Here is a 22,999-nt window from a genome sequence, read left to right as displayed (position 1 = left end):
ATTGAGGCTCCCTCCTTGAAACAAGCCGAGTTTAGGGACTGCCGACACGGCACTACGACCCGTCCCCAATGGTGAGCTTGCCCACACGGAGCGTGATTCGAGGCTCGCTCGACCCGCGAAAAGCCTTGTCGCACCGCGGTACGCAGGACTCCTGGGAGAAACCCTAGCTCCCCGGTGTGGGCAAGGTCTCTGTGAACAGGTGCTGCGGGCCACTCCGTTTCTTTGTGGAGTCCCTACGAATGGCTCAATGATTCTTTGCCCGTCGCAGACCTCTTGTCGTGAGGTTTACCCGTTAGTAGCGTTCCTCGGGTCTCGAACGTACTTGGGGTAACAGCTGTCCTGTGCGGCAGCGTCGGAAGTGGGTGGGGACCGGTGTCCGTACGCAGGCCGGTGGCGTGGATCGTGACCGTCGTGCTCTTCCTGGAGGCGGTCGGCGTCGCGGCGCTGAACTGGTTCCTCGGGATCGTCGTCGACCGCCAGGACATGTCCCTGGCCGGTCTCGACCCGCACATGATGTCCGTGTCCTCGAAGATCGGCGGCATCGTCTTCGGGCTGTACTTCGCGCTGTGTGCCGTGGTCGCCCTGCTCGTGGCGCTTCGCGACCGCGCGCCCGCCGGGCTCGGCCGGATCCTGCTGATCAGCGCAGCCGTGGTGCACGGGCTGCTCGGCGCCTTCAGCTGGGGGCTGGTGGGACCCGGTGCCTTCGTCTTCATGATCGTCGTGCTGGCGCTGATCGTGCTGCTGCTGATGACGTACGACGCCCAGGAGGAGCCCGCGGCCGGGCGGCGCGCGCCCGAGGACGGCACGGGCGGCGACGGGCCGTCCCCGGTCAGTCCTCCGCCGGCGCCCACAACTCCGTGATGCCGGTCCCGAGCTCGGCGAGCAGCCGCCGCAGCAGGGGCAGGCTGAGGCCGATCACGTTCCCGTGGTCGCCCTCGATGCCGTCGATGAACGGGGCCGAGCGGCCGTCCAGGGTGAACGCCCCGGCGACGTACAGCGGCTCGCCCGAGGCCACGTAGGCCGCGATCTCCGCGTCGGTGGGCTCGCCGAAGCGGACGACGGTGGAGGCGGTCGCCGAGACGTGGCGCCCGGACGCGGTGTCCCAGACGCAGTGCCCGGTCTGCAGCGTGCCGGCCCGGCCGCGCATCGCCTTCCAGCGCGCGATGGCCTCCTCGGCGTCCGCCGGCTTGCCCAGCGCCCGGCCGTCCAGGTCGAGCACCGAGTCGCAGCCGATCACCAGGGCACCGTGCACCTCGGGCTTCGCGGCCACGACGGACGCCTTGGCCTCGGCCAGGGCGAGGGCCAGCTCGGCGGGGGCGGGCGCGGTGACGGCCTCCTCGTCGACGCCGCTCACCAGGACCTCGGGGGCGAGTCCGGCCTGGCGCAGCAGCCCGAGCCGGGCCGGGGACTGGGAGGCGAGGACGAGACGGCGGCGGGGCTGCGGGTCGGTCATGCGATCAGGGTATCGGCGGCGCCGGGCGCGTCGGTCACTCGGCCCGGGCCGGGCACCGACGGCGCCGGGGCGCCGTCGGCTGCTCAGCGCAGGCCGATCACGGCCATCGCGAGCACCATGGCCAGCGCCAGGAAGACACTGAGCCGCCGCAGCATGTCCTGCATGTCGCGCAGTTCCTTGGGCGGCTCGTTCTCGGGGTCGGACCACAGCATTCCACCAGCGTGCGGCCGGGCCGGGGAGCGGCGCTTGAGTACGGGTACTTATTCGGGGCGCGGGGTTCCTCTCCCGTGCGCGGTTCCCCGCGCCCCTCGCCTGCCTCACCCGGGCCAGTACGTGCGGCTCCAGGACACCGGGCCCGGCTGGGGGAGGCGGGTCGTCGCGATGCGGGACGGGTCCGACCACGCGTCCCGGGCGGGCGGGGCGGTGGGCGCGTCCGGCTCCGTCGTCGCGGCGCGGGCCCTGACCACCGTGAGGGCGGCGGCCAGTTCTTCCGGGGTGGGGTTGCCCCGTACCACCTTGATGGTCACAGCGGCTCCTTCCGGAGGATCGGAGGATCGGAGGATCGAGAGGGGGCTGGAGGGGACTGAGGGGTGGGAGGGGTCAGAGGGGGATGTTGCCGTGCTTCTTCGGGGGCAGGCTCTCCCGCTTCGTGCGCAACTGGCGCAGGCCCCGGACGATGTGGCGGCGGGTGTCGGACGGCATGACCACCGCGTCGACATAGCCGCGCTCGGCCGCCGTGTACGGGTTGAGGAGGGCGTCCTCGTACTCCTGCATCAGGCGGGCACGGGTCGCCTCGGGATCGTCGGAGCCGGTGATCGTGCGGCGGTGCAGGATGTTGACCGCGCCCTGGGCGCCCATCACCGCGATCTGGGCGGTCGGCCAGGCCAGGTTGAGGTCCGCGCCCAGGTGCTTGGAGCCCATGACGTCGTAGGCGCCGCCGAAGGCCTTGCGGGTGATGACCGTGATGAGCGGGACCGTCGCCTCGGCGTAGGCGAAGATCAGCTTGGCGCCGCGGCGGATGATGCCGTCGTGTTCCTGGTCGACGCCGGGCAGGAAGCCGGGGACGTCCACGAAGGTCAGCACGGGGACGTTGAAGGCGTCGCAGGTGCGCACGAAGCGGGCCGCCTTCTCGGAGGCGGTGATGTCCAGGCAGCCCGCCAACTGCATCGGCTGGTTGGCGACGATGCCGACCGGGCGGCCCTCGACCCGGCCGAAGCCGGTGACGATGTTCGGCGCGTACAGCGGCTGCGTCTCGAAGAACTCGGCGTCGTCCAGGACGTGCTCGACGACGGCGTGCATGTCGTACGGCTGGTTCGGCGAGTCCGGGACGATCGTGTCCAGCTCGCTGTCCTCGTCCGTGACCGCGAGGTCGGCCTCCTCCGGGAAGGCGGGGGGTTCGGAGAGGTTGTTGGACGGCAGGTACGACAGCAGCTGCTTGACGTACTCGACGGCGTCCTTCTCGTCGCCGGCCATGTGGTGGGCCACGCCCGAGGCGGTGTTGTGGGTGCGGGCGCCGCCCAGCTCCTCGAAGCCGACGTCCTCGCCGGTGACCGTCTTGATGACGTCGGGTCCCGTGATGAACATGTGGCTGGTCTGGTCCACCATGACCGTGAAGTCGGTGATTGCGGGGGAGTAGACCGCACCGCCCGCGCACGGGCCGACGACCAGGCTGATCTGCGGGATCACGCCCGAGGCGTGGGTGTTGCGGCGGAAGATCTCGCCGTACGCGCCGAGGGAGGCCACGCCCTCCTGGATGCGGGCGCCGCCGGAGTCGTTGATCCCGACGACCGGACAGCCGGTCTTCAGCGCGAAGTCCATGACCTTGACGATCTTCTGGCCGTAGACCTCGCCCAGCGCCCCGCCGAAGACCGTGAAGTCCTGCGAGAAGACGGCGACGGGGCGGCCGTCGACGGTGCCGTAGCCGGTGACGACACCGTCGCCGTAGGGCCGGTCGGCGTCGAGGCCGAAGTTGGTGGACCGATGCCGGGCGAACTCGTCCAGCTCGACGAAGGAGTCCTCGTCGAGCAGGAGACCGATGCGTTCACGAGCCGTCAGCTTGCCCTTGGCGTGCTGTTTCTCGACGGCGCGTGCGGAACCGGCGTGCGTCGCTTCCTCGATACGGCGCGTCAGATCCGCGAGCTTGCCCGCGGTCGTGTGGATGTCGGGCTGCTGCTCTACCGGCTCGGACATCGGGATGCGGCTCCCTGCCTGCTCACATAGGGGGGACGGTTACTCGTTCGTAGAGTAGTAGGGGGCCCTCCGTTCGGCAGTGCGGTCTTTCCCACACCTAGGGTGGGTTGCATGACGCCCCGAGATTCCTCCGGCCCCGCCGACTCCCCGGACAACCGGTGGTCCGACCTGGACCGGCCGCCCCTGAGCACCGCGGCCCTGCGCCGGGGACTGGTACGGGAGGGCCGCCTGTGGCGGCAGGTGGACGTGGTGCAGCGCACCGGCTCCACCAACTCCGACCTCGTGGCCCGCGCCGCGGCGGAGGACCTGGCGGAGGGCGTGGTCCTCGTCGCCGAGGAGCAGAGCGCCGCGCGCGGGCGCCTGGACCGGCAGTGGACGGCACCGGCCCGCTCCGGGCTCTTCTTCTCCGTACTCCTGCGGCCCGCCGAGGTGCCCGTGGCCCGCTGGGGCTGGCTGCCGCTGCTCACCGGCGTCGCCGTGGCGACCGGGCTGTCCCGCGCGGCGGGCGTCGACACGGCGCTGAAGTGGCCCAACGACCTGCTGGTGACCGTCGGAGGCGAGGAGCGCAAGGCCGGCGGCATCCTGGCCGAGCGGGCCGGCGACGACGGCGTCGTCATCGGCGTCGGCATCAACGTCAGCCTCCGCGCCGACGAGCTGCCGGTCCCGCGGGCGGGCTCGCTGGCGCTGGCCGGGGCCGCGGGCACCGACCGGGATCCGCTGCTGCGGGGCGTACTGCGGTCGCTGGAGGACTGGTACGGGCGCTGGCGCGAGGCCGGAGGCGACCCGGCGGTCAGCGGGCTCCAGGAGACGTACGCGGCGGGCTGCGCGACCCTCGGGCGGACGGTGCGGGCCGAGTTGCCGGGGGACCGGTCGCTCGTCGGCGAGGCCGTCGCCGTGGACGGGGACGGACGCCTGGTCCTGGCGACGGAGGCAGGGGTGCAGGAACCGGTCGGCGCGGGGGACATCGTGCATCTGCGGCCGGCGTGAGCACGGTACGGCGGCTGCGCGCGGTGCGACGGGGCGCCGCTTCCCGGCCCGGGAGCCTGCCGAAGGAGGCGGCCCGTCGAAACGGGCGGCGGTTTCGGACGTACTCAGGGCTGCGAGTTCGGACGTACTCAAGGCTGCGAGCGTACTGAAGGCTGCGGGCGTGTCCGAGGTTCCCGGCGGGCCCGAGGTTCCGGGCGTACTGGTGGAGGGCGGCAGTCCGCGGTGGTTCCGGCGCGGGGAGCGCGGGGAGAGGGAGGCGGCAGGGTCCCGGGGGAGGGCCCGGGTAGGGACCGAGCGGGAGTGAGCTGGGGCACACCTGACGTAAAGTTGGGGCCGGTCGAACCTGACCGTGGCAGATCAGAAGGGCAGCAGGCGTGACCGTCGACGACACGGGCTCCGGCGCGGACGGGGACGGCCGGGTGGACCCCGAGCCCGCCCCGGACTCCGCCGATCCCGGCGAGGACCCGCTCGCGCTGCGCCTCGAAGGGCTCATCCTGGGCGCCGAGCGCCGCTACACCCCCTTCCAGGCCGCCCGCAGCGCGGGCGTCTCCATGGAGCTGGCCTCACGCTTCTGGCGGGCCATGGGCTTCGCCGACATCGGGCAGGCCAAGGCGCTCACCGAGGCCGACGTGCTCGCCCTGCGGCGGCTGGCCGGTCTGGTGGAGGCGGGGCTGCTCAGCGAGGCGATGGCCGTCCAGGTGGCCCGGTCCACGGGGCAGACCACCGCCCGGTTGGCCGAGTGGCAGATCGACTCCTTCCTGGAGGGCCTGACCGAGCCCCCGGAGCCCGGGATGACGCGCACCGAGGTGACGTACCCAATCGTCGAACTGCTCCTGCCCGAGCTGCAGGAGTTCCTCGTCTACGTCTGGCGGCGCCAGCTCGCCGCCTCGGCCGGACGGGTCGTGCAGGCCGGTGACGACGAGGAGATGGTGGACCGGCGGCTCGCGGTCGGCTTCGCGGACCTGGTGGGCTTCACGCGCCTGACCCGCCGGATGGAGGAGGAGGAGCTCGGCGAGCTGGTCGAGGCCTTCGAGACCACCTCCGCCGACCTGGTGGCCGCACGCGGCGGGCGGCTGATCAAGACCCTCGGCGACGAGGTGCTCTACGCCGCCGACGACGCCGGTACGGCCGCCGAGATCGCGTTGCTGCTGGTCGAGACGATGGCCAACGACGAGACCATGCCGGAACTGCGCGTCGGCATCGCCTTCGGCACCGTCACCACCCGGATGGGCGACGTCTTCGGTACGACCGTCAACCTGGCCTCCCGGCTCACCTCGATAGCCCCCAAGGACGCCGTGCTCGTCGACACCGCCTTCGCGGAGGAGCTGATCCGCACCGGCGACGCTCCGGCCTCGGAGGCCGCGGCGGCCGAGGAGACCGCCGCGGCGGAGAAGGAGGGCGAGGAGCCGCCGGCGTACCGCTTCGCGCTCCAGCCGATGTGGCAGCGGCCGGTACGCGGTCTCGGCGTGGTCGAGCCGTGGCTGCTCACGCGCCGGGGCGCCGGCGGCGGGGAGTCCTCCTAACCGGGCCGTCCAGCCAGGCTGTGTTTCGCCGGGGGCGCGCGGGGTTTCAGTCCCCGCCGTGGAACAGGCCGACGCAGAGGCCGATGACCGGCACGCACAGGTCAGGGTCGCGCCCGTCTTCCCGGTCGTCCCTTTCGTTCCGGTCACCCGGTGCGGTCGGCGGCGGCGTGCCGCGGTCCGGCGTGGGGCGCGGGGGGCGGTCCGGGCGGGACGGTCGCGCGGGGTGCGGGGCGGCAGCCGTGCCCCGGTGGCCCTCCGGACCCGCGGCGCCGGGGGCCGGCGTCGCGGTGGAAGTGGACGGGGCACGGGGGTCGGAGGGGCCGGTGGCGCCGGAGGGGCCGGTGTGGTCCGAAGGGAGTGGGGCCGAGGACCGGCCCGGCGTGCCGGACGCGCCCGGCGGACCTGCCGCATCCGGCACGGGGCCCCCTCCCGGGGAACCGTTCAGCCCGCCCATCGCGGACGTCGCCGAGGGGCTCGCCCCGGGCCGGCCGGCGTCGCCCCCGGCGGCGGACCCCGTCGCCCCGTCCGTCGCGGCGCCCGTCTCCCCGCGCGGTGCCGCCTCGGCCCCGTAACCGCCCGCGCCGTCGGCACCGGGTCCGGGCAGCAGGCGTACGAGGCTCAGGGCCCCGGCCGCCAGGGCGAGGCCTCCGGCGGCCAGCAGCACCTTGCGCGGGCGGGGGCGGCGGTGCCGTCCGCGGCGTCCCCGCGGGCGCGGCTGCTCCGCCGGCCCGCCGATGGCCGCCTCCGCCGCCGTCGATGCCGTAGTCGTCGTGGTCATGTGCCCTCCCCGGTGCCCACGCCGCCTCCCCTGCGCCGTGGCGGAGCGACGCTACGGCGCGGTGACGGCCCGGGTGCGGCGGTCGGCCGGATGTCACTCGAACGGGTGGCCGAGGGCCGTGGGAGCGCGGGGGCGTCCGGTCTTCCCCTCGCGCGGGCCGGGCTGCGATGATCGGGCGGTCTACTCGTTAACACGCGTTAACCGGAGGGTGTCATGAGCGAGGAGCGGTTCGGAGAGTTCGTCCTGGTGCGGCGGCACGGTGACGGACACGTCGCGGAGCTCGCACTCGACCGGCCGAAGGCCATGAACGCCGTGTCGACCGCGATGGCCCGCTCCATCGGCGCCGCCTGCGCGGCGCTGGGCGAGGACCCGACCGTACGGGCCGTGGTGCTGACCTCGACCCACGAGCGGGCGTTCTGCGTCGGTGCCGACCTGAAGGAGCGGAACTCCTTCACCGACGCCGACCTGCTGCGGCAGCGGCCGGTGTCGCGGGGGGCGTACACCTCGGTGCTGGAGCTGCCGGTGCCGACGATCGCGGCCGTGCACGGGTTCGCGTTGGGCGGCGGGTTCGAGCTGGCGCTGTCGTGCGACGTGATCGTGGCCGACCCCACGGCGGTGGTGGGGCTGCCCGAGGTGTCGGTGGGCGTGATCCCGGGCGGCGGCGGTACGCAGCTGCTGCCGCGGCGGGTCGGGGCCGCGCGCGCCGCCGAGCTGGTGTTCACGGCGCGGCGGGTGGCGGCGCCGGAGGCGCGGGAGCTGGGTCTCGTGGACCAACTGGTGGACGAGGGGCGGGACCGGGAGGAGGCCCTGGACCTCGCCTCCCGGATGGCCGCGAACTCGCCGGTGGGCCTGCGGGCGGCCAAGCGGGCGCTGCGACTCGGCCACGGCCTCGACCTGCGGACCGGCCTCGAGGTGGAGGACGCGGCGTGGCGGACGGTGGCGTTCTCGGGGGACCGCGCGGAGGGTGTGGCGGCGTTCAACGAGAAGCGGGCGCCCAGGTGGCCGGGCGAGTGAGGCCGCGGGGCGGTCGCGGGGAGGCCGCGGACTGACCATTTCACCCTGTTCGCCATGTTTACATGCCATTTTCTGGTAAATCTCCCTAGCCTGGAGTGATGGGCGACGACAGGCGGCTCGCGGCCGTGGTGGCACTGGCGCAGGGCATGGCCGCCGCGCACACCTCCCGGGAGGTGTGGCGGGCGGCGGCTCTCGGGGCCTGCGCGGCGCTGGGCGGCAGCTTCGCCGCGCTGTCGGTCTGGGAGCGGGATCTGGGTCGGCTCCGGGTCCTGGTCAACGTCGGCGGGCGTGCCGAGGGCGAGGAGGAGTTCCCGGAGGACGAGTCCTACCCGGTGCACCAGTTCGCGGAGATCACCGAGTTCCTGCACGAGCGCTGGGCCGGTGGCGGCGAGCCCGACGCCTGGGTCGAGACCGCCGAGGGGCCCGCCGCGGGACGCCCCGGGTATGTGCACCAGCGGGTCGCCGCCCTGCGCCGCCGGGGCCGGGGCTGCTGCGTGGTCGCGCCCATCGTGCTGCACGGACGGGCCTGGGGCGAGCTGTACGCGGCCCGTCCGGTGGGGGAGCGGGTCTTCGAGCGGGCCGACGCGGACTTCGCCACCGTGCTGGCCTCGGTCGTGGCCGCCGGGATCGCGCAGACCGAGCGCCTTGAGGAGGTCCGCAGGCTGGCCTACACGGACGCGCTCACCGGGCTGGCCAACCGCAGGGCCGTCGACGCCGCGCTGGACGAGGCCGTCGAGCGGCACCGCGGGGAGGGCGTCGTCGTCAGCCTCGTCGTGTGCGACCTGAACGGCCTCAAGCGGGTCAACGACACGCACGGGCACGCTGTGGGCGACCGGCTGCTGGAACGTTTCGGCTCGGTGCTCTCGCTGTGCGGGGCGATGCTCCCGGGAGCGCTGGCCGCGCGGCTCGGCGGGGACGAGTTCTGTCTGCTCGCGGTCGGCCCCGCCGCCGACGCGGTGGTCAAGGCCGCCGAGGAGCTGTGCCGCCGGGCAGCCGAGCTGGAGCTCGGCGACGGGGTGGCCTGCGGTGTCGCGTCCACGGAGGACCCGGTCGGGCCCGTGCGCTCCGCCCGCCGGCTGTTCCGGCTCGCCGACGCGGCTCAGTACCGGGCCAAGGCCGAGCGGTCCGCCGGGCCGGTCGTCGCGGGCCGCGAGGGGCCCGACGACCCCGTCGTGCGGCTCGCGGACGAACCGTCGCGGGAGGAGGACGGGGAGCGCAGGCGCTTCCGGGGGCGGCACTCGCCGTAGCGGGCGCGCGTCGTGAGCGGGGTGCGCGTGGTGAGCGGGGCGGGGCGCGCGTCGCGGGAATCGCCGCGTAAGGGTGCATGCCGTACGGGTGCATGCCATGCGGAGTGCGTGCCGTGGGGTGTGCCCTGTCGTACCTGCCGTACCTGTCGTTGTCGTACGGGGTGCGTGTCGTAAGGGGTGCACCCCCTTCCCGGTAGTGACGTATCCGGCGGCGTACCTCTCGTGACATCGTTGAATTCACTGCGTACGCTCCTGAATATGGATATGCACACTGTGGTGGTGGGGACGTCGGGGGTCACCGCGTCCGACGTGCTCGCCGTGGCGCGCGCGGGCGCCCGGGTCGAGCTCTCCGGCGAGGCGGTGGCCGCCCTGGCCGCGGCCCGCGAGATCGTGGACGCGCTGGCCGCCAAGCCGGACCCCGTGTACGGGGTGAGCACCGGATTCGGTGCCCTGGCGACCCGCCACATCAGCCCCGACCTGCGCGCGCAGCTGCAGCGCAACATCGTCCGCTCGCACGCCGCCGGAATGGGGCCGCGCGTCGAGCGCGAGGTGGTCCGGGCGCTGATGTTCCTGCGGCTGAAGACCGTCTGCTCCGGACGCACCGGCGTGCGCCCCGAGGTCGCGCAGACCATGGCCGACGTGCTCAACGCCGGGATCACCCCGGTCGTGCACGAGTACGGCTCCCTGGGCTGCTCCGGCGACCTGGCCCCGCTCTCGCACTGCGCGCTCACTCTCATGGGCGAGGGCGACGCCGAAGGGCCCGACGGCACCGTGCGGCCGGCCGGTGACCTGCTCGCCGCGCACGGCATCGCCCCCGTCGAGCTGCGCGAGAAGGAGGGGCTCGCCCTCCTCAACGGCACGGACGGCATGCTCGGCATGCTGGTCATGGCCCTCGCCGATCTCGACACCCTGTACAAGTCCGCCGACGTCACCGCCGCGCTGACCATGGAGGCCCTGCTCGGCACCGACCGTGTGCTCGCCCCCGAGCTGCACGCCATCCGCCCGCACCCGGGGCAGGCCGCCAGCGCCGCCAACATGGCGGCCGTACTCGAAGGTTCGGGCCTGACCGGGCACCACCAGGACGACGCGCCCCGCGTCCAGGACGCCTACTCGGTGCGCTGCGCCCCGCAGGTCGCGGGCGCCGGACGCGACACGATGGCCCACGCGGGCCTCGTCGCCGAACGCGAGCTGGCGGCGGCCGTCGACAACCCGGTGGTCCTGCCCGACGGCCGGGTGGAGTCCAACGGCAACTTCCACGGCGCCCCCGTCGCCTACGTCCTGGACTTCCTCGCCGTCGCCGTCGCCGACCTCGGCTCCATCACCGAGCGCCGCACCGACCGGCTCCTCGACAAGAACCGCAGCCACGGCCTGCCGCCGTTCCTCGCCGACGACGCCGGTGTCGACTCCGGTCTGATGATCGCCCAGTACACCCAGGCCGCCCTGGTCGGCGAGCTGAAGCGGCTCGCCGTACCGGCGTCGGCGGACTCCATCCCGTCCTCCGCGATGCAGGAGGACCACGTCTCCATGGGCTGGTCGGCGGCGCGGAAGCTGCGCACGGCCGTCGACAACCTCGCCCGCGTGATCGCCGTCGAGCTGTACGCCGCCACGCGCGCGGTCGAGCTGCGCGAGGGACTCACCCCGGCCCCTGCCTCCCGGGCCGTCGTCGACGCCGTACGGGCGGCCGGTGTCGGGGGGCCAGGCCCGGACCGCCACCTGTCGCCCGACCTTGCCGCGGCGGAGGCCTTCGTGCGGGGCGGGCACCTGGTCGCGGCGGCGGAGACGGTCACCGGACCGCTGCGGTAGGCGGACGGGCCGGCAGGCAGACCGAGGGGCCCTGTCGGCAGGACGGGGCCCCTCGGGATGTGTGGACGTGCGTACCGGTACGGGAGCCGGTCAGAGACCGAGGCGCTCCCGGCGTACCGAGTAGCCGACGAAGCCCGCGCCCAGACTCAGGCAGAGGGCGCCGCCGACGACGTACGGCGTGCTGTCGAAGCTGCCGGTGTCGGCCAGGCGGGTCGTGCCCGCGTCGCCGGACGTGCCGGACAGGGTGGTGCGGTTGGCCGCGGTGTCCGTGGACGCCGCTCTGGCCTGTGCCGTGACCTGCGAGGACGGGGTCGCGGCCGCGGACTCGAGCACGGGAGTGTCGGGTGTCGCGTTCGCCGACGGCACGAACCACAGGGCGCACAGGAGGCCCCCCGCGGCGGCGGCGGTCAGCAACGGACGGCGGGCGGATGACACGGAATATCGATCCCCTTGTGGCGCTGGCTAATTGGCCGTGTGAGCAGATGTTAGTGAAAGTCGCGGGTCACAGGAAAGTCACGGGAGCCCTCGGCCTTACGCTCCGGGCATGAGCACTCCAGAGACATCACGACATGTGCGTATTCGCGTCGAGCTCGTCCTCGAGGTCGGCGACGACGAGGCCGTGACCGGGGCCGCGCTGCAGGCCCTCGCCGACGACACCGACCTCTCGGACGCGGAGCGGGCCCACTCCGAGCGGGCTGTGACGGAGGACACGGCCGAGGCCCTCGCTCATCTCGTCGACCCCTTCGACCTGGTCAGTGCCGTGCCGGGGGTCGAACTCCAGCAGGCCTCCTGGAGCAGCGAGCGGATCGACTACGACCCCGACTCGCCCGCGTGGGACCTCGGCGAGGATGATGACGACGAGAACGACCCGGACGACGACGGACTGCGGGTCGGCTGACGCCGCGTGGGAAAAATTCCGGCCCCGGGCGGCAACCGCCACCCGGGGTTCGGTCGTCTCACGGGGAGCACTGACCGACCCCGCGCACCCCTCGCCCCCGTGGCGAACGTGGCGTGCCCCACACCTGTGATCGATGTGGAACGGGACGAACCGGTCGTAGCGTTGAAAGTTATTGACGGGGTATCCGGGGTTTTCGGGATCGGCAACGATGGAGAAGCGTGTGATGACGGACGGTAAGCGGCGCAAGGGCCTGGCGGCCGCGTCCGCACTGCTCGGCGGTGTGCTGGTGCTCTCGGCATGTTCCAGTAGTGACGCCGACACCTCCGGCGGGGACGGGAACACCTCTCAGGCCGAGGTCGACGAGGCGGCGGCCAAGAAGCAGTCCGAGGCCCAGATAAAGATCACGCCCAAGGGCGGCTCGGACAACGCGTCCATCAACAACTCCGCCGGTGTCACCGTGAGCAAGGGCACGCTCACCGAGGTGAAGATGACCGCCTCGGACGGCACCGAGGTCGACGGCGAGATATCCGCCGACAAGACGAGCTGGAAGCCCAGCGGGCAGCTGGAGCGCGCCACCAAGTACCAGATCGCCGCGACCGCGAAGGACTCCGACGGCCGCGCCGCCCACGAGAACTCCTCGTTCACCACGGTCTCCCCCGAGAACAGCTTCATCGGCACCTTCACCCCGGACGACGGCAAGACCGTCGGTGTCGGCATGCCCGTGTCGATCAGCTTCGACAAGGAGATCACCGACAAGGCCGCCGTCCAGAAGGCCATCACGGTCAACACCAGCAGCGGCGAGGAGGTGGCCTGCCACTGGTTCAGCACCCAGCGCATGGACTGCCGCCCCGAGAACTACTGGCAGGAGAACTCCACCGTCACCCTGAAGCTGGCGCTCGACGGGGTCGAGGGCGCCGACGGCGTCTACGGCGTCCAGCAGAAGACGGTCACCTTCAAGATCGGCCGCAACCAGGTCTCCTACGTCGACGCCAAGACCAAGCAGATGAAGGTCACGCAGGACGGCAAGACGGTCAAGACCATCCCGATCTCCGCCGGTTCCCCGGACAACAAGACCTACGAAGGCCAGATGGTTATCTCCGAGAAGTACAAGGAGACCCGGATGGACGGCTCGACCGTCGGCTTCACCGACGACGACGGCAAGGGCGAGTACGACATCAAGGACGTGCCCCACGCCATGCGGCTGAGCACCTCCGGCACCTTCATCCACGGCAACTACTGGGGCAAGGGCATCTTCGGCCAGGCCAACACCAGCCACGGCTGCGTCGGCCTGGAGGACGCCAAGGGCGCGAACGACCCGGACACGCCGGGCGCCTGGTTCTACAACAACTCCATCGTCGGTGACGTGGTCGTCGTCCAGAACACCGGCGACAAGACCGTGGCCCCGGACAACGGCCTCAACGGCTGGAACATGGACTGGGCCCAGTGGAAGGCGGGTTCGGCGGCCTGACGGCCCCGCCCCCGCTCCGGACGCCGTCCGCACAGCGCCTGCCGCCCCGCACCGGGGCGGCAGGCGCTGTCTCGTGTCCGGCGCCGAGACGTTGACGGGGTGTCAGCCGGCGTGCTGCTTCCCCGGGGCCGGCCGGGCGGCCGGTCTCCCCTCAAGTGGCCAGGTCCAGCCATTCCCCGACGGCCATCACGTGGGCGCGGCGCCCGGCGTGCGTGCGGAACTCGGTCTCCGGGTCGGCGACTTCGACGTAGCCCGCGATCTTGTCCGGCTGCTCCGGCTCGTAGTGGATCGGCACCGCGTAGCGGGCGTCGAGGATCTCCGCGGCCGCGGCGGCCTGCCGCGGGTCCAGCGCGGCGGGCAGCGGACTCGGCGGCCGCAGGTGCGGCGCGTCGACCACCGCGCCGTTGGCGGGCAGGAACACCGCGTCGAACGGGCTGAAGCGCCGCGCGACGAGCCACCAGTAGCCGTGGAACATGGTGTCGCCCCCGTGGAAGATCCGCTGCCCGTCGGCCCGCACCACCCAGTTCACCTGCGGGTCGCCCAGCCCGTCGACGGAGGGGACCGCCGTGACGCGGAACGGCCCGACGTCGCACGTGGACCACACGTCCACGACCTCGACGGCCAGCCGGTGCAGCACAAGCTCGCGCTCGGCCGCCAGCGTCGTCACGTTGTCCACGTCGTCGCCGTGGCCGGGCGCCGGGCGCAGCACCGGTGCCCCCGGCGCCAGCGCGGAGGCGAGCGCGGACGCGTCGGTGTGGTCCCGGTGCAGGTGGGTGACGAGCGCGGCGCGGGCCTCCCCACTCGCCACTGCCAGCCCTTCGCCGGGCTTCCACCCCGTGAACAGCGGGGAGAGGTCCCGCACGTAGTCGATCACCATGCGCTCCCCGCCCGCCTCGATCTCCAGCCCGGCCCAGCCCAGTCGTCGCACCCGCATCTCGCACCCCTTCGTTCGTTCCGGTGGAGCTTCCGGACATTAGCGTACGGGCGTTCGCTAAATCAATAGCGAACGCTCGTGCGCTATCCTTGCCGGATGTCACCACGACGCTCAGCGGCCGAAGCGCAGGCCACCAGGGGCCGGATTCTCGGCCGCGCCGCCGAGATCGCCTCCGAGGAGGGGCTGGACGGCATCACCATCGGCCGGCTCGCCGAAGAGCTGGAGATGAGCAAGTCCGGGGTGCACAAGCACTTCGGCACCAAGGAGACGCTCCAGATCTCCACCCTGGACAAGGCGTTCGTGGACTTCTGGCACCGGGTGGTCGACCCCGCACTGGCCGAGCCGCCGGGTCTGCGGCGGCTGCGCGCGGTGTGCGCCAACTCCGTGGACTACCTGGAGGAACCACTGCTGCCCGGCGGTTGCCTGATGACCGCGGCGCTCACCGAGTACGACGGCCGCCCCGGCCGGGTCCGCGACGCGGTGGCGGAGGTGTGGTCGCGCTGGCGGGGGCAACTGCGGGCCGACCTGACCGCCGCCGTGGAGAGCGGTGAGCTGCCGCCCGGGTTCGACGTCGACCAGGCGCTGTTCGAGATCGTCGCGGCCGGACTGGCACTGAACGCGGCCATGCAGCTCCAGCACGACCGGGCGGCCGCGACCCGCGCCCGCCGCGCGATCGACCGGGCCCTGACCCGGCCCTGACCCGGCCCTGGCCCCAGACCGTCGCCTTGCGGTCTTGCGGCCTTGCGGCTGGACCACCACGCCGCGTGCCGTCGCCCGGGACGCGCGTCCGCGCGTACGCGGCCGGCTCCGTCACGTCCGCAGTGAGGTCGTCGCAGCGTCCGTGCCCCAGCTCGCCAGCAGGCGCAGTGCGTCCGCCGAGGGGGAGCCGGGTTCGGCGTGGTACGTGACGAAGGCCTGTTCGTCGTCGTCGATCAGGCGGAACGTCTCGAAGGACAGGGTCAGGTCACCGACCAGCGGGTGCCGCATGCGCTTGACGCCGTGGCTCTTCTCCTTGACGTCGTGCGTGGCCCACAGCCGCCGGAACTCGTCGCTCTTCACCGACAACTCGCCGACCAGCGCCGACAGTCGCGGGTCGTCCGGGCGCCGGCCCGCGTCCATGCGAAGGAAGCTGACCATGTCGTAGGCCTTCTGGTCCCAGTCGATGAACAGCTCGCGGTAGTCCGGGTTCAGGAAGACCAGCCGCGCCCAGTTCCGCTCGGCGGCGGGCAGCTTGCCCCAGTCGCCGAAGAGGGCCGCGGCCATCCGGTTCCAGGCCAGGATGTCCGAGCGGCGGCCCGTCACGTACGCCGGCACCGTGTCGATCGACTCCAGGAGCTGGAGCAGCGCCACCCGCACCGGCCGCTGCTGCGTCCGCGCCCCCGACGACGCCCGCCTGCGCTGCTGCTTCGGCTTCGCCAGGTGGGTCAGGTGCGCCTGCTCGGCGTCGGTCAGCCGCAGTGCCCGGGCGATCGAGTCCAGGACCTCCGCCGACACGTTCTGGCCGTTGCCCTGTTCCAGGCGGGTGTAGTAGGCCACCGACACCCCGGCCAGCTGCGCCAGCTCCTCCCGCCGCAGCCCGGGCACCCGGCGCTGCCGCCCGAAGGACTCCAGGCCCACGTCCTCCGGCTTCAGCCGGGCCCGGCGGGTGCGCAGGAACTCGCTCAGTTCGGCTCGCCGGTCAAGCTGTCCATCCATGCTTCCAGTATCACCGGATGTATTCCCGTTCGTACGCACGGGAGCCTGTCCCCGTCGGTGGTACGCACGCTGGACGTACGCAAAACCGTGGTCTGGGTGTATCCGCAGGTGGCAGGCACGGTGGAGGCATCACCCAGTCGATGCCAAGAGAATTCCGGAGACCCCGGCATGACCACTGTCGCCGCGTACGCAGCCCCCGCCGCCAAGGCCCCGCTGGAGCGCACCACCATCGAGCGGCGCGAGGTGCGTGAACACGACGTCCTGATCGACATCAAGTTCGCCGGCATCTGCCACTCCGACATCCACCAGGCCCGCGAGGGCTGGGGTGAGGCCATCTTCCCGATGGTCCCCGGCCACGAGATCGCGGGCGTGGTCTCCGAGGTCGGCCCCGGCGTCACCAGGTTCGCCGTCGGCGACCGGGTGGGCGTCGGCTGCATGGTCGACTCCTGCCGCGAGTGCGAGTACTGCAAGGCCGGCCTGGAGCAGTACTGCGTCGAGGGCAACACCGGCACCTACAACGCCGTCGGCAGGGACGGCGAGGTCACCTACGGCGGCTACGCGCAGAAGGTCGTCGTGGACGAGAACTTCGTCCTCGGCATCCCCGAGGGCATCTCCCTGGACGAGGCCGCGCCCCTGCTGTGCGCCGGCATCACCACGTACTCCCCGCTCCGGCGGTGGAACGCCGGCCCCGGCAAGAAGGTCGCCGTGGTCGGCCTGGGCGGCCTCGGCCACATGGCCGTCAAGCTCGCGCACGCCCTGGGCGCCGAGGTGACCGTGCTGTCGCAGTCCCTGCGCAAGAAGGACGACGGCCTGAAGCTGGGCGCCGACCACTACTACGCCACCAGCGACCCGGCGACCTTCCAGGAGCTGGCCGGCAGCTTCGACCTGATCGTCTCGACGGTCTCCGCCCCGCTCGACTTCGCCGCCTACCTCGGGCTGCTGCGCCCGCACGGCACCCTGGCGAACGTCGGAGCGCCCGAGGAGCCCATCTCGCTCAACCTCTTCGCGCTGCTCGGCGGCGGCAAGGGCCTGGCCGGGTCCATGATCGGCGGCATCGCCGAAACCCAGGAGATGCTGGACTTCTGCGCGGAGCACGGCATCGGCGCCGAGATCGAGCTGATCGCCGCGTCCGAGGTCAACGAGGCCTACGAGCGCGTCCTGGCCAGCGACGTGCGGTACCGCTTCGTGATCGACACCGCGACGATCTGATCCTCCGGCCGCGAAGGCCAACCCGCCCGCCGGGTCCCGTCCGTCCGCCCCGCCCGCCGGGTCCCGTCCGTCCGCCCCGCTCCGGTCGTACCGCCACTGCCACAGTCGGCGGCGTCCGGGCGGGGCGGACGCGTATCCGCCCCCTCCGGGCCGCCACAGCCCCTCAGCGCGCCGTCCGGCGGCGTCGCAGCGACGGGTCGAGCAGCGCGGGCGTGGCGTCGAACTTCTCGTGCGCGGCGAGGTCCGTGCCGGGCGCGACGACGGCGTCGATCGCGTCGAGGACGTCGTCGGAGAGCACGGTGCCGGCGGCGGCGAGCTGGGAGTGCAGGTGGTCCAGGGTGCGGGGCCCGATGAGCGCGCCGGTGACGGCCGGGTGCGCGGTGACGAAGCCGAGCGCGAGCTGGATCATGGTCAGCCCCGCCTCGTCGGCGATCCCGGCGAGCTTCTCGACGGCGTCGAGCCGGGCCCGGTTGGCGGGGAGCGCGGGGTCGAAGCGCTCGGGGAGCACCGCCGACCGGTGCGTGGCGACCTCCCGGCCCGCCCGCACCGCGCCGGACAGCCATCCCGAGGCCAGCGGGCTCCACACCAGCACCCCGAGCCCGTACTGCTCGGCCACGGGCAGTACGTGGCTCTCGACCCCGCGCTGGAGGACGGAGTAGCTGGGCTGCTCGGTGACGTAGCGGCTCAGCCGGTGCTCGCGGGCGGCCCACTGCGCCTCGACGATCCGGTACGCGGGGAAGGTCGAGGAGCCGAAGTAGCGGATCTTCCCCGCCCGCTGCAGGTCGGTGAGCGCGGACAGCGTCTCCTCGTCGCTCGTGTTCGGGTCCCACCGGTGGATCTGGTAGAGGTCGACGTGGTCGACCCCGAGGCGGCGCAGGCTGTTGTCCAGCTCGGTGACCAGCCAGCGGCGCGAGGAGCCCTGGTGGTTGGGGTCGTCGCCCATCGGCATGTTGGCCTTCGTGGCCAGCACGATGTCGTCGCGGCGCCCGGCGATCGCCTTGCCGACCATCTCCTCCGACTCGCCGCCGCTGTACCAGTCGGCGGTGTCGATGAGGTTGATCCCGCCCTCCAGGGCGGCGTCGACGAGGGCGGTGGCCTCGTCCTGGGTGGTGCGCCCGATGCCGCCGAAGTTCATGGCGCCGAGCGCGAGCGAGCTGACCTGCACACCGGTGCGGCCCAAGGGGCGGTACTGCATGACGTGTCCTCCATGGAGAGTCCGGGGGCATGACTTGGTGGCGGGCTCGACGCTCTGGCATCATGAGAGACCAAGCGGAACCGCGTCCCGTTTACTCGTACGACGATACGGAACGATGTCCCGTTTATCAAGCGCAGCCGGGTGACCGACGCCGGGCGAGCGAAGGCGCAGGTGGGAGGACATGACGGTGAAGGACGGCGAGGCGGGGACCGGGCAGGCCGGATCCCGGCCCAAGCGCGCGGACGCCCGGCGCAACGAGAAGACCCTGCTCGACGCGGCCGCCGCCGTGTTCGTCAGGTCGGGCGTGGAGGCCCCCGTGCGCGACATCGCGGCCGAGGCCGGCGTCGGAACGGCCACGATCTACCGCCACTTCCCGACCCGGGCGGACCTCATCATCGGCGTCTACCGGCACCAGGTGGAGGCCTGCGCCGAGGCCGGCCCGGCGCTGCTGGCGAGCAGCCCGACCCCGTACGCCGCCCTCGTGAGCTGGGTCGACCGGTTCGTCGACTTCCTGGTGACCAAGCACGGCCTCGCCGCGGTCCTCCAGTCCGACAACGCCGGCTTCGAGACCCTCCACGCCTACTTCCTCGACCGCCTCGTCCCCGTCTGCGCCGACCTCCTCGCCGCCGCGACCGCCTCCGGCGAGATCCGCACCGACCTGGAACCCATCGCCCTCATGCGCGGCGTCGGCAACCTCTGCATCGGCGCGGAGACCCCCGACCCGCGCTACGACGCCCGGCAACTGGTACGGGTACTGATAGCGGGCCTGCGCGAGACGGACTGACCGCGGCCTGCCTACAGCGCGTCGAACGGCGGGACGATACGGACGACGATGACCAGCGGATCCCGAGGCGCGACCAGGAAGTAGAACCAGCCGCCGGCCGCGTCCATCCGTCGTAGCCCGCCCGGGCGTGGCCCGTTGCCGAGATCGCTAATGTCGACGCCCGTACTGGCCAGGTCGATGAGCTGATCGGCCAGGCGTTCAACTTCCGCCACGACGTAATCCGGGATGCCGCCTGCCACGTGCCCGTGGTCCGGGTCGTACTCCCACCGCCACTCCATGATCACCGGGAGGGACGGCCGACGGCGGCGTGCGCCTCGTCGAGGATGCGTCCGATCTCCGCAGCGGCTCGGCGTGCCTGGTCCGCGTCACCCGTCGCGGCCCGGTCCTCCCAGGCGCGCAGGTCCGCCGCCAGGGCCGGCTGGCGCTGGATGTAGACGTAGGTTGCCCACTGGACGATGAACCGTTGCAAGGGTGCCAGATCCGAGCCCTGCCTGGACTGGTCCGCCGCTTGGTCCAGCTCTCGTGTGAACGCCGGCAGCGCCACCGGTGCGATCTGTCCGACGGCCTGACGCAGTGCGGCTACCGTCGCAGGGGGCTGGGGGATGAGTGGTTGCCCGGCGGCGGAGGTGGTCATGGCTACTCCCATGGGCGCGATTCTGGTCCCACGCGTCAGGCTATCCGCCGCTGGTTCCCGCCTACCGCTCAAACGGGTGAGGCAGAACCGATACGTCCGTCCGGCGGCATGGAATCGTCGGGGTGCTTCGCGCGTTGCACGGACGTGGGCAGGAGGCCGGTGACGTGCGGGCCGGGTGGCCCGCACGATCGAGCCGAGACACATGGGAGGGCCGCTATGGCTGCGCAGACACAGAGGGCCGTGCTCGCGGGCGGATGCTTCTGGGGCATGGAGGAGCTGATCCGACGGCTCCCGGGCGTGACCGCGACCCGGGTCGGCTACACCGGCGGTGACGTGCCGAACGCGACGTACCGCAACCACGGCACACACGCCGAGGCCATCGAGATCGTCTACGACCCCGAGGCGACCGACTACCGCGCGATCCTGGAGTTCTTCTTCCAGATCCACGACCCGAGCACCGAGAACCGCCAGGGCAACGACATCGGCCTCAGCTACCGCTCGGCGATCTACTACGTGGACGACGAGCAGAAGCGGATCGCCGAGGACACCATCGCCGACGTCGACGCCTCCGGGCTGTGGCCGGGCAAGGTCGTCACCGAGGTGGAGCCGGTCGGCCCCTTCTGGGAGGCCGAGCCCGAGCACCAGGACTACCTGCAGCGCTACCCCAACGGATACACCTGCCACTTCCCGCGTCCGGGGTGGCGGCTGCCCGTGCGCACCGAGGGCTGAGGCCACCGGGAGCCTGCGCGGGGCGGCCCGGCCGGGCCGCCCCGCCGTGCGTGGTGGGCGCTCAGTGCGGCAGCGTCGCCGGGCTGCCGCCGTTGGCCTCGTAGCCCGCCACCGCGAGCGCGCGGTAGACCGCGAACTCCGCCGCCGGGTCGGCTGACAGGGTCCAGGGCAGTGCGCCCACGTGGCCGTCTATGACCGTCAGCTGGTTCATCGCCTCCGCCCAGCGCTCGCTGCGGACCAGGAAGAAGATCAGAAGGTGCCGCACGTGCGCCTGCATCGGGTCGTCCGGGCGGGCCGAGTGCACCGCGTGCAGGGCGCCGTGGACGGCCTTGGTGACGACCTCGCTCTGGTAGAAACCGCTGACCAGGTTGACCTCGGGCAGGTGCTCGAAGACCGCGAAGAGCGGCATCGCCGCCAGGAGCGAGCCCTGCGGGGCGCGCGCGGCCGCCGCCTCAGCGAACGAGTACGCCAGGTCGCGGGAGCCGTGCCACTTCTCGCACCAGTACTGCAGGGCGGCCAGGTGGGCGCCCATGTGGTTCGGAGCGCGGTCCAGGATCTTCAGCCAGAGCTGCTCGAACTCCTCGCGCGGGTAACCGAGGCCGCGGGCCACCGACAGCTCGACGATGTACGGCACCGGGTCCCCCGGCGCGAGGAGGGCCGCCTCGCCGCAGGCCGCCTTCGCCTCCTCCATGATGATCCGGAAGTCGTCCGTGCCCGGCGTCGCCGTCCGCCACGCCTGCTGCACCAGGAACTCGGCGTGCACCGCCGCGCCGCCCGCGTCCTTGGGCGCCTCCGCCCGCCACACCCGCAGCCACTGCCCGCCCGGCGCCTCCCCGACGCCGCCGGGGCGCTGCCGCAGCTCCAGCGACGCGGCGCCCGCGAAGGCCTGCACGCGCTGCCAGCGCCGCTCGCCCTTCGCCTCGGTGCCGGCGAGGAGCTGCTGCGCCCCCCGGTAGTCCTGCGTGCGCTGCACCAGGTCCAGGACGTCCAGCAGGTCCTGGTCGGGACCGGGCATCCGGACGTCCAGCTCCTCCTCGCGGGCGAAGCCGTAGTTCGCCGGGTCGGCGGCGTCCGGGTGGCCCGGCGGGACGAGACCGACCGCGCCGCGCCGCCGCCGCGAGATCTGCAGCAGCACGAAGCCGAGCATGACCAGGGCCATCAGGACCCAGAGAATCTCCATGTCTCAAGCGAACCAGACGCCGCCGACAATTGGCGAACCTGTCCAGGGGACCTGTGGAAAACGCGCGGAGCGTTCCGCACGGCTACCCTCGGTGCCCATGAGCGACAGGCACATCAGTCAGCACTTCGAGACGCTCGCGATTCACGCGGGCAACACCGCCGATCCCCTGACGGGCGCGGTCGTACCGCCCATCTATCAGGTGTCGACCTACAAGCAGGACGGCGTCGGCGGCCTGCGCGGCGGCTACGAGTACAGCCGCAGCGCGAACCCGACCCGCACCGCCCTGGAGGAGAACCTCGCGGCCCTGGAGGCCGGCAGGCGGGGCCTGGCGTTCGCGTCCGGACTGGCGGCCGAGGACTGCCTGTTGCGTACGCTGCTGCGCCCCGGCGACCACGTGGTCATCCCCAACGACGCCTACGGCGGCACCTTCCGGCTCTTCGCCAAGGTCGCCGGCAAGTGGGGCGTGGAGTGGTCGGTGGCCGACACGGGCGACGCGGCGGCCGTGCGGGCCGCGCTCACCCCGAAGACCAGGGCCGTGTGGGTCGAGACGCCCTCCAACCCCCTCCTCGGGATCACCGACATCGCCGCCGTGGCCCAGGTCGCCCGGGACGCCGGCGCGCGCCTCGTCGTCGACAACACCTTCGCCACGCCCTACCTCCAGCAGCCGCTGGCGCTCGGCGCGGACGTCGTCGTGCACTCCCTGACCAAGTACATGGGCGGTCACTCGGACGTCGTCGGCGGCGCGCTGATCGTCGACGACCAGGAGCTGGGGGAGGAGCTGGCCTTCCACCAGAACTCGATGGGCGCGGTCGCCGGGCCCTTCGACTCCTGGCTGGTGCTGCGCGGCACCAAGACGCTCGCGGTGCGCATGGACCGGCACAGCGAGAACGCGACCAAGGTCGTCGAGATGCTCTCGCGGCACGCGCGCGTGACGAGCGTGCTGTACCCGGGGCTGCCGGAGCACCCGGGGCACGAGGTCGCCGCCAAGCAGATGAAGGCGTTCGGCGGCATGGTGTCGTTCCGCGTCGAGGGCGGCGAGCAGGCGGCCGTCGAGGTGTGCGACCGCGCGAAGGTGTTCACGCTCGGCGAGTCCCTGGGCGGCGTCGAGTCGCTGATCGAGCACCCGGGCCGGATGACGCACGCCTCCGCGGCGGGCTCCGCCCTGGAGGTGCCCGCCGACCTGGTGCGGCTGTCGGTCGGCATCGAGAACGCCGACGACCTGCTGGCCGACCTCCAGCAGGCACTCGGCTAGGTGCCCCGGCTGTCGGACGATCCGGT

General features: G+C 72.6%; 25 protein-coding genes. 13 read left to right on the top strand and 12 right to left on the bottom strand.

Going from position 1 to position 22,999, the window contains the following annotated elements:
• Window positions 1-372: 372 nt before the first annotated feature.
• Window positions 373-861 carry a hypothetical protein gene (locus tag IG94_RS0110175; RefSeq protein WP_043483272.1) on the top strand — a complete coding sequence of 163 codons (489 nt, stop codon included), beginning with the start codon at window positions 373-375 and terminating at the stop codon, window positions 859-861.
• On the opposite strand, the gene IG94_RS0110170 is transcribed toward IG94_RS0110175, so the two are convergent.
• From IG94_RS0110170 to IG94_RS0110155, 4 genes are all read right to left on the bottom strand, one after another.
• Window positions 830-1,453 (bottom strand): nucleoside triphosphate pyrophosphatase, encoded by a 624-nt coding sequence (locus IG94_RS0110170; protein ID WP_031033665.1) that lies wholly within the window; start codon window positions 1,451-1,453, stop codon window positions 830-832. The genes IG94_RS0110175 and IG94_RS0110170 overlap by 32 nt on opposite strands.
• 83 nt (window positions 1,454-1,536) lie before the next feature.
• Window positions 1,537-1,665 carry a morphogenic membrane protein MmpB gene (gene mmpB / locus IG94_RS44035; RefSeq protein WP_107060489.1) on the bottom strand — a complete coding sequence of 43 codons (129 nt, stop codon included), beginning with the start codon at window positions 1,663-1,665 and terminating at the stop codon, window positions 1,537-1,539.
• Window positions 1,666-1,770: 105 nt separating this feature from the next.
• Window positions 1,771-1,980: an acyl-CoA carboxylase subunit epsilon gene (locus tag IG94_RS0110160; RefSeq protein WP_031033662.1), complete on the bottom strand. Its 210-nt coding sequence runs from the start codon at window positions 1,978-1,980 to the stop codon at window positions 1,771-1,773.
• A 73-nt stretch (window positions 1,981-2,053) separates the two neighbouring features.
• Complete coding sequence (locus tag IG94_RS0110155) at window positions 2,054-3,643, bottom strand: acyl-CoA carboxylase subunit beta (RefSeq protein WP_031033660.1); 1,590 nt, start codon at window positions 3,641-3,643, stop codon at window positions 2,054-2,056.
• Window positions 3,644-3,754: 111 nt separating this feature from the next.
• Here IG94_RS0110155 and IG94_RS0110150 point away from each other — a divergent pair, with 111 nt between their 5' ends.
• On the top strand, window positions 3,755-4,630 hold the full coding sequence (locus tag IG94_RS0110150) for a biotin--[acetyl-CoA-carboxylase] ligase (RefSeq protein ID WP_031033657.1): 876 nt from the start codon (window positions 3,755-3,757) through the stop codon (window positions 4,628-4,630).
• Between the two features lie 374 nt (window positions 4,631-5,004).
• Window positions 5,005-6,153 (top strand): adenylate/guanylate cyclase domain-containing protein, encoded by a 1,149-nt coding sequence (locus tag IG94_RS0110145; protein WP_031033655.1) that lies wholly within the window; start codon window positions 5,005-5,007, stop codon window positions 6,151-6,153.
• A gap of 46 nt (window positions 6,154-6,199) precedes the next feature.
• Here IG94_RS0110145 and IG94_RS38495 read toward each other — a convergent pair whose 3' ends face one another.
• Window positions 6,200-6,931, bottom strand: coding sequence for a hypothetical protein (locus IG94_RS38495; RefSeq protein ID WP_224326267.1), 732 nt, complete (start codon window positions 6,929-6,931; stop codon window positions 6,200-6,202).
• Window positions 6,932-7,144: 213 nt separating this feature from the next.
• Between IG94_RS38495 and IG94_RS0110135 the strand changes: the two genes are divergently transcribed.
• From IG94_RS0110135 to hutH, 3 genes are all read left to right on the top strand, one after another.
• Entirely contained in the window at window positions 7,145-7,945 is an 801-nt protein-coding gene (locus IG94_RS0110135) for an enoyl-CoA hydratase/isomerase family protein (RefSeq protein WP_031033650.1), read from the top strand.
• A 98-nt stretch (window positions 7,946-8,043) separates the two neighbouring features.
• Window positions 8,044-9,192 (top strand): GGDEF domain-containing protein, encoded by a 1,149-nt coding sequence (locus tag IG94_RS0110130; RefSeq protein ID WP_031033647.1) that lies wholly within the window; start codon window positions 8,044-8,046, stop codon window positions 9,190-9,192.
• Window positions 9,193-9,456: 264 nt separating this feature from the next.
• Window positions 9,457-10,995, top strand: coding sequence for a histidine ammonia-lyase (gene hutH, locus IG94_RS0110125; protein WP_031033645.1), 1,539 nt, complete (start codon window positions 9,457-9,459; stop codon window positions 10,993-10,995).
• A gap of 90 nt (window positions 10,996-11,085) precedes the next feature.
• Here hutH and IG94_RS0110120 read toward each other — a convergent pair whose 3' ends face one another.
• Window positions 11,086-11,430 carry a hypothetical protein gene (locus IG94_RS0110120; RefSeq protein WP_031033643.1) on the bottom strand — a complete coding sequence of 115 codons (345 nt, stop codon included), beginning with the start codon at window positions 11,428-11,430 and terminating at the stop codon, window positions 11,086-11,088.
• 109 nt (window positions 11,431-11,539) lie between these two features.
• On the opposite strand from IG94_RS0110120, the gene IG94_RS0110115 reads away from it, so the two are divergent.
• Complete coding sequence (locus IG94_RS0110115; RefSeq protein WP_031033640.1) at window positions 11,540-11,893, top strand: hypothetical protein; 354 nt, start codon at window positions 11,540-11,542, stop codon at window positions 11,891-11,893.
• A 223-nt stretch (window positions 11,894-12,116) separates the two neighbouring features.
• Entirely contained in the window at window positions 12,117-13,361 is a 1,245-nt protein-coding gene (locus IG94_RS0110110; protein WP_031033638.1) for a L,D-transpeptidase, read from the top strand.
• A 151-nt stretch (window positions 13,362-13,512) separates the two neighbouring features.
• Here the strand turns inward: IG94_RS0110110 and IG94_RS0110105 are convergent, their stop codons facing one another.
• Window positions 13,513-14,295 (bottom strand): MBL fold metallo-hydrolase, encoded by a 783-nt coding sequence (locus tag IG94_RS0110105; RefSeq protein WP_031033636.1) that lies wholly within the window; start codon window positions 14,293-14,295, stop codon window positions 13,513-13,515.
• A 96-nt stretch (window positions 14,296-14,391) separates the two neighbouring features.
• Here IG94_RS0110105 and IG94_RS0110100 point away from each other — a divergent pair, with 96 nt between their 5' ends.
• On the top strand, window positions 14,392-14,994 hold the full coding sequence (locus tag IG94_RS0110100; protein ID WP_031033633.1) for a TetR/AcrR family transcriptional regulator: 603 nt from the start codon (window positions 14,392-14,394) through the stop codon (window positions 14,992-14,994).
• A 111-nt stretch (window positions 14,995-15,105) separates the two neighbouring features.
• Here the strand turns inward: IG94_RS0110100 and IG94_RS0110095 are convergent, their stop codons facing one another.
• Window positions 15,106-15,990 (bottom strand): helix-turn-helix domain-containing protein, encoded by an 885-nt coding sequence (locus tag IG94_RS0110095; RefSeq protein WP_051159387.1) that lies wholly within the window; start codon window positions 15,988-15,990, stop codon window positions 15,106-15,108.
• A 168-nt stretch (window positions 15,991-16,158) separates the two neighbouring features.
• On the opposite strand from IG94_RS0110095, the gene IG94_RS0110090 reads away from it, so the two are divergent.
• Window positions 16,159-17,199, top strand: a complete 1,041-nt coding sequence (locus IG94_RS0110090) for an NAD(P)-dependent alcohol dehydrogenase (RefSeq protein ID WP_031033628.1) — start codon at window positions 16,159-16,161, stop codon at window positions 17,197-17,199.
• Window positions 17,200-17,362: 163 nt separating this feature from the next.
• Here IG94_RS0110090 and IG94_RS0110085 read toward each other — a convergent pair whose 3' ends face one another.
• On the bottom strand, window positions 17,363-18,394 hold the full coding sequence (locus tag IG94_RS0110085) for an aldo/keto reductase (protein ID WP_031033626.1): 1,032 nt from the start codon (window positions 18,392-18,394) through the stop codon (window positions 17,363-17,365).
• A gap of 181 nt (window positions 18,395-18,575) precedes the next feature.
• Between IG94_RS0110085 and IG94_RS0110080 the strand changes: the two genes are divergently transcribed.
• Complete coding sequence (locus IG94_RS0110080) at window positions 18,576-19,178, top strand: TetR/AcrR family transcriptional regulator (protein WP_211269663.1); 603 nt, start codon at window positions 18,576-18,578, stop codon at window positions 19,176-19,178.
• A gap of 11 nt (window positions 19,179-19,189) precedes the next feature.
• On the opposite strand, the gene IG94_RS0110075 is transcribed toward IG94_RS0110080, so the two are convergent.
• Both IG94_RS0110075 and IG94_RS0110070 read right to left on the bottom strand, forming a co-directional pair.
• A complete protein-coding gene (locus IG94_RS0110075; protein WP_031033622.1) occupies window positions 19,190-19,462 on the bottom strand; it encodes a hypothetical protein in 273 nt (90 codons plus the stop codon).
• Window positions 19,459-19,812: a DUF6247 family protein gene (locus IG94_RS0110070; protein WP_031033620.1), complete on the bottom strand. Its 354-nt coding sequence runs from the start codon at window positions 19,810-19,812 to the stop codon at window positions 19,459-19,461. The genes IG94_RS0110075 and IG94_RS0110070 overlap by 4 nt, the downstream gene beginning before the upstream one ends.
• A gap of 216 nt (window positions 19,813-20,028) precedes the next feature.
• On the opposite strand from IG94_RS0110070, the gene msrA reads away from it, so the two are divergent.
• Window positions 20,029-20,541: a peptide-methionine (S)-S-oxide reductase MsrA gene (gene msrA / locus IG94_RS0110065; protein WP_031033616.1), complete on the top strand. Its 513-nt coding sequence runs from the start codon at window positions 20,029-20,031 to the stop codon at window positions 20,539-20,541.
• Between the two features lie 61 nt (window positions 20,542-20,602).
• On the opposite strand, the gene IG94_RS0110060 is transcribed toward msrA, so the two are convergent.
• Complete coding sequence (locus IG94_RS0110060) at window positions 20,603-21,721, bottom strand: hypothetical protein (protein WP_031033614.1); 1,119 nt, start codon at window positions 21,719-21,721, stop codon at window positions 20,603-20,605.
• 97 nt (window positions 21,722-21,818) lie between these two features.
• Here IG94_RS0110060 and IG94_RS0110055 point away from each other — a divergent pair, with 97 nt between their 5' ends.
• Window positions 21,819-22,973, top strand: coding sequence for a cystathionine gamma-synthase (locus IG94_RS0110055; protein ID WP_031033611.1), 1,155 nt, complete (start codon window positions 21,819-21,821; stop codon window positions 22,971-22,973).
• The last annotated feature ends 26 nt before the right edge of the window (window positions 22,974-22,999 follow it).

The sequence above is a fragment of the Streptomyces olivaceus genome (assembly GCF_000721235.1).
Classification (GTDB): domain Bacteria; phylum Actinomycetota; class Actinomycetes; order Streptomycetales; family Streptomycetaceae; genus Streptomyces; species Streptomyces olivaceus.
This window is presented reverse-complemented; position numbering and strand designations above follow the sequence as displayed.

Bases quoted from the DNA above. Each gene is read 5' to 3' on its own strand.
- IG94_RS0110100 (WP_031033633.1), top strand. From the start codon at position 14,392: ATGTCACCACGACGCTCAGCGGCCGAAGCGCAGGCCACCAGGGGCCGG.
- IG94_RS38495 (WP_224326267.1), bottom strand. From the start codon at position 6,931: ATGACCACGACGACTACGGCATCGACGGCGGCGGAGGCGGCCATCGGC.
- IG94_RS0110095 (WP_051159387.1), bottom strand. From the start codon at position 15,990: ATGGATGGACAGCTTGACCGGCGAGCCGAACTGAGCGAGTTCCTGCGC.
- IG94_RS0110105 (WP_031033636.1), bottom strand. From the start codon at position 14,295: ATGCGGGTGCGACGACTGGGCTGGGCCGGGCTGGAGATCGAGGCGGGC.
- IG94_RS0110155 (WP_031033660.1), bottom strand. From the start codon at position 3,643: ATGTCCGAGCCGGTAGAGCAGCAGCCCGACATCCACACGACCGCGGGC.
- IG94_RS0110110 (WP_031033638.1), top strand. From the start codon at position 12,117: ATGACGGACGGTAAGCGGCGCAAGGGCCTGGCGGCCGCGTCCGCACTG.
- IG94_RS0110080 (WP_211269663.1), top strand. From the start codon at position 18,576: ATGACGGTGAAGGACGGCGAGGCGGGGACCGGGCAGGCCGGATCCCGG.
- IG94_RS0110060 (WP_031033614.1), bottom strand. From the start codon at position 21,721: ATGGAGATTCTCTGGGTCCTGATGGCCCTGGTCATGCTCGGCTTCGTG.
- IG94_RS0110085 (WP_031033626.1), bottom strand. From the start codon at position 18,394: ATGCAGTACCGCCCCTTGGGCCGCACCGGTGTGCAGGTCAGCTCGCTC.
- IG94_RS0110130 (WP_031033647.1), top strand. From the start codon at position 8,044: ATGGGCGACGACAGGCGGCTCGCGGCCGTGGTGGCACTGGCGCAGGGC.
- IG94_RS0110170 (WP_031033665.1), bottom strand. From the start codon at position 1,453: ATGACCGACCCGCAGCCCCGCCGCCGTCTCGTCCTCGCCTCCCAGTCC.
- IG94_RS0110090 (WP_031033628.1), top strand. From the start codon at position 16,159: ATGACCACTGTCGCCGCGTACGCAGCCCCCGCCGCCAAGGCCCCGCTG.
- IG94_RS0110055 (WP_031033611.1), top strand. From the start codon at position 21,819: ATGAGCGACAGGCACATCAGTCAGCACTTCGAGACGCTCGCGATTCAC.
- IG94_RS0110150 (WP_031033657.1), top strand. From the start codon at position 3,755: ATGACGCCCCGAGATTCCTCCGGCCCCGCCGACTCCCCGGACAACCGG.
- hutH (WP_031033645.1), top strand. From the start codon at position 9,457: ATGCACACTGTGGTGGTGGGGACGTCGGGGGTCACCGCGTCCGACGTG.
- msrA (WP_031033616.1), top strand. From the start codon at position 20,029: ATGGCTGCGCAGACACAGAGGGCCGTGCTCGCGGGCGGATGCTTCTGG.
- mmpB (WP_107060489.1), bottom strand. From the start codon at position 1,665: ATGCTGTGGTCCGACCCCGAGAACGAGCCGCCCAAGGAACTGCGCGAC.
- IG94_RS0110115 (WP_031033640.1), top strand. From the start codon at position 11,540: ATGAGCACTCCAGAGACATCACGACATGTGCGTATTCGCGTCGAGCTC.
- IG94_RS0110135 (WP_031033650.1), top strand. From the start codon at position 7,145: ATGAGCGAGGAGCGGTTCGGAGAGTTCGTCCTGGTGCGGCGGCACGGT.
- IG94_RS0110070 (WP_031033620.1), bottom strand. From the start codon at position 19,812: ATGACCACCTCCGCCGCCGGGCAACCACTCATCCCCCAGCCCCCTGCG.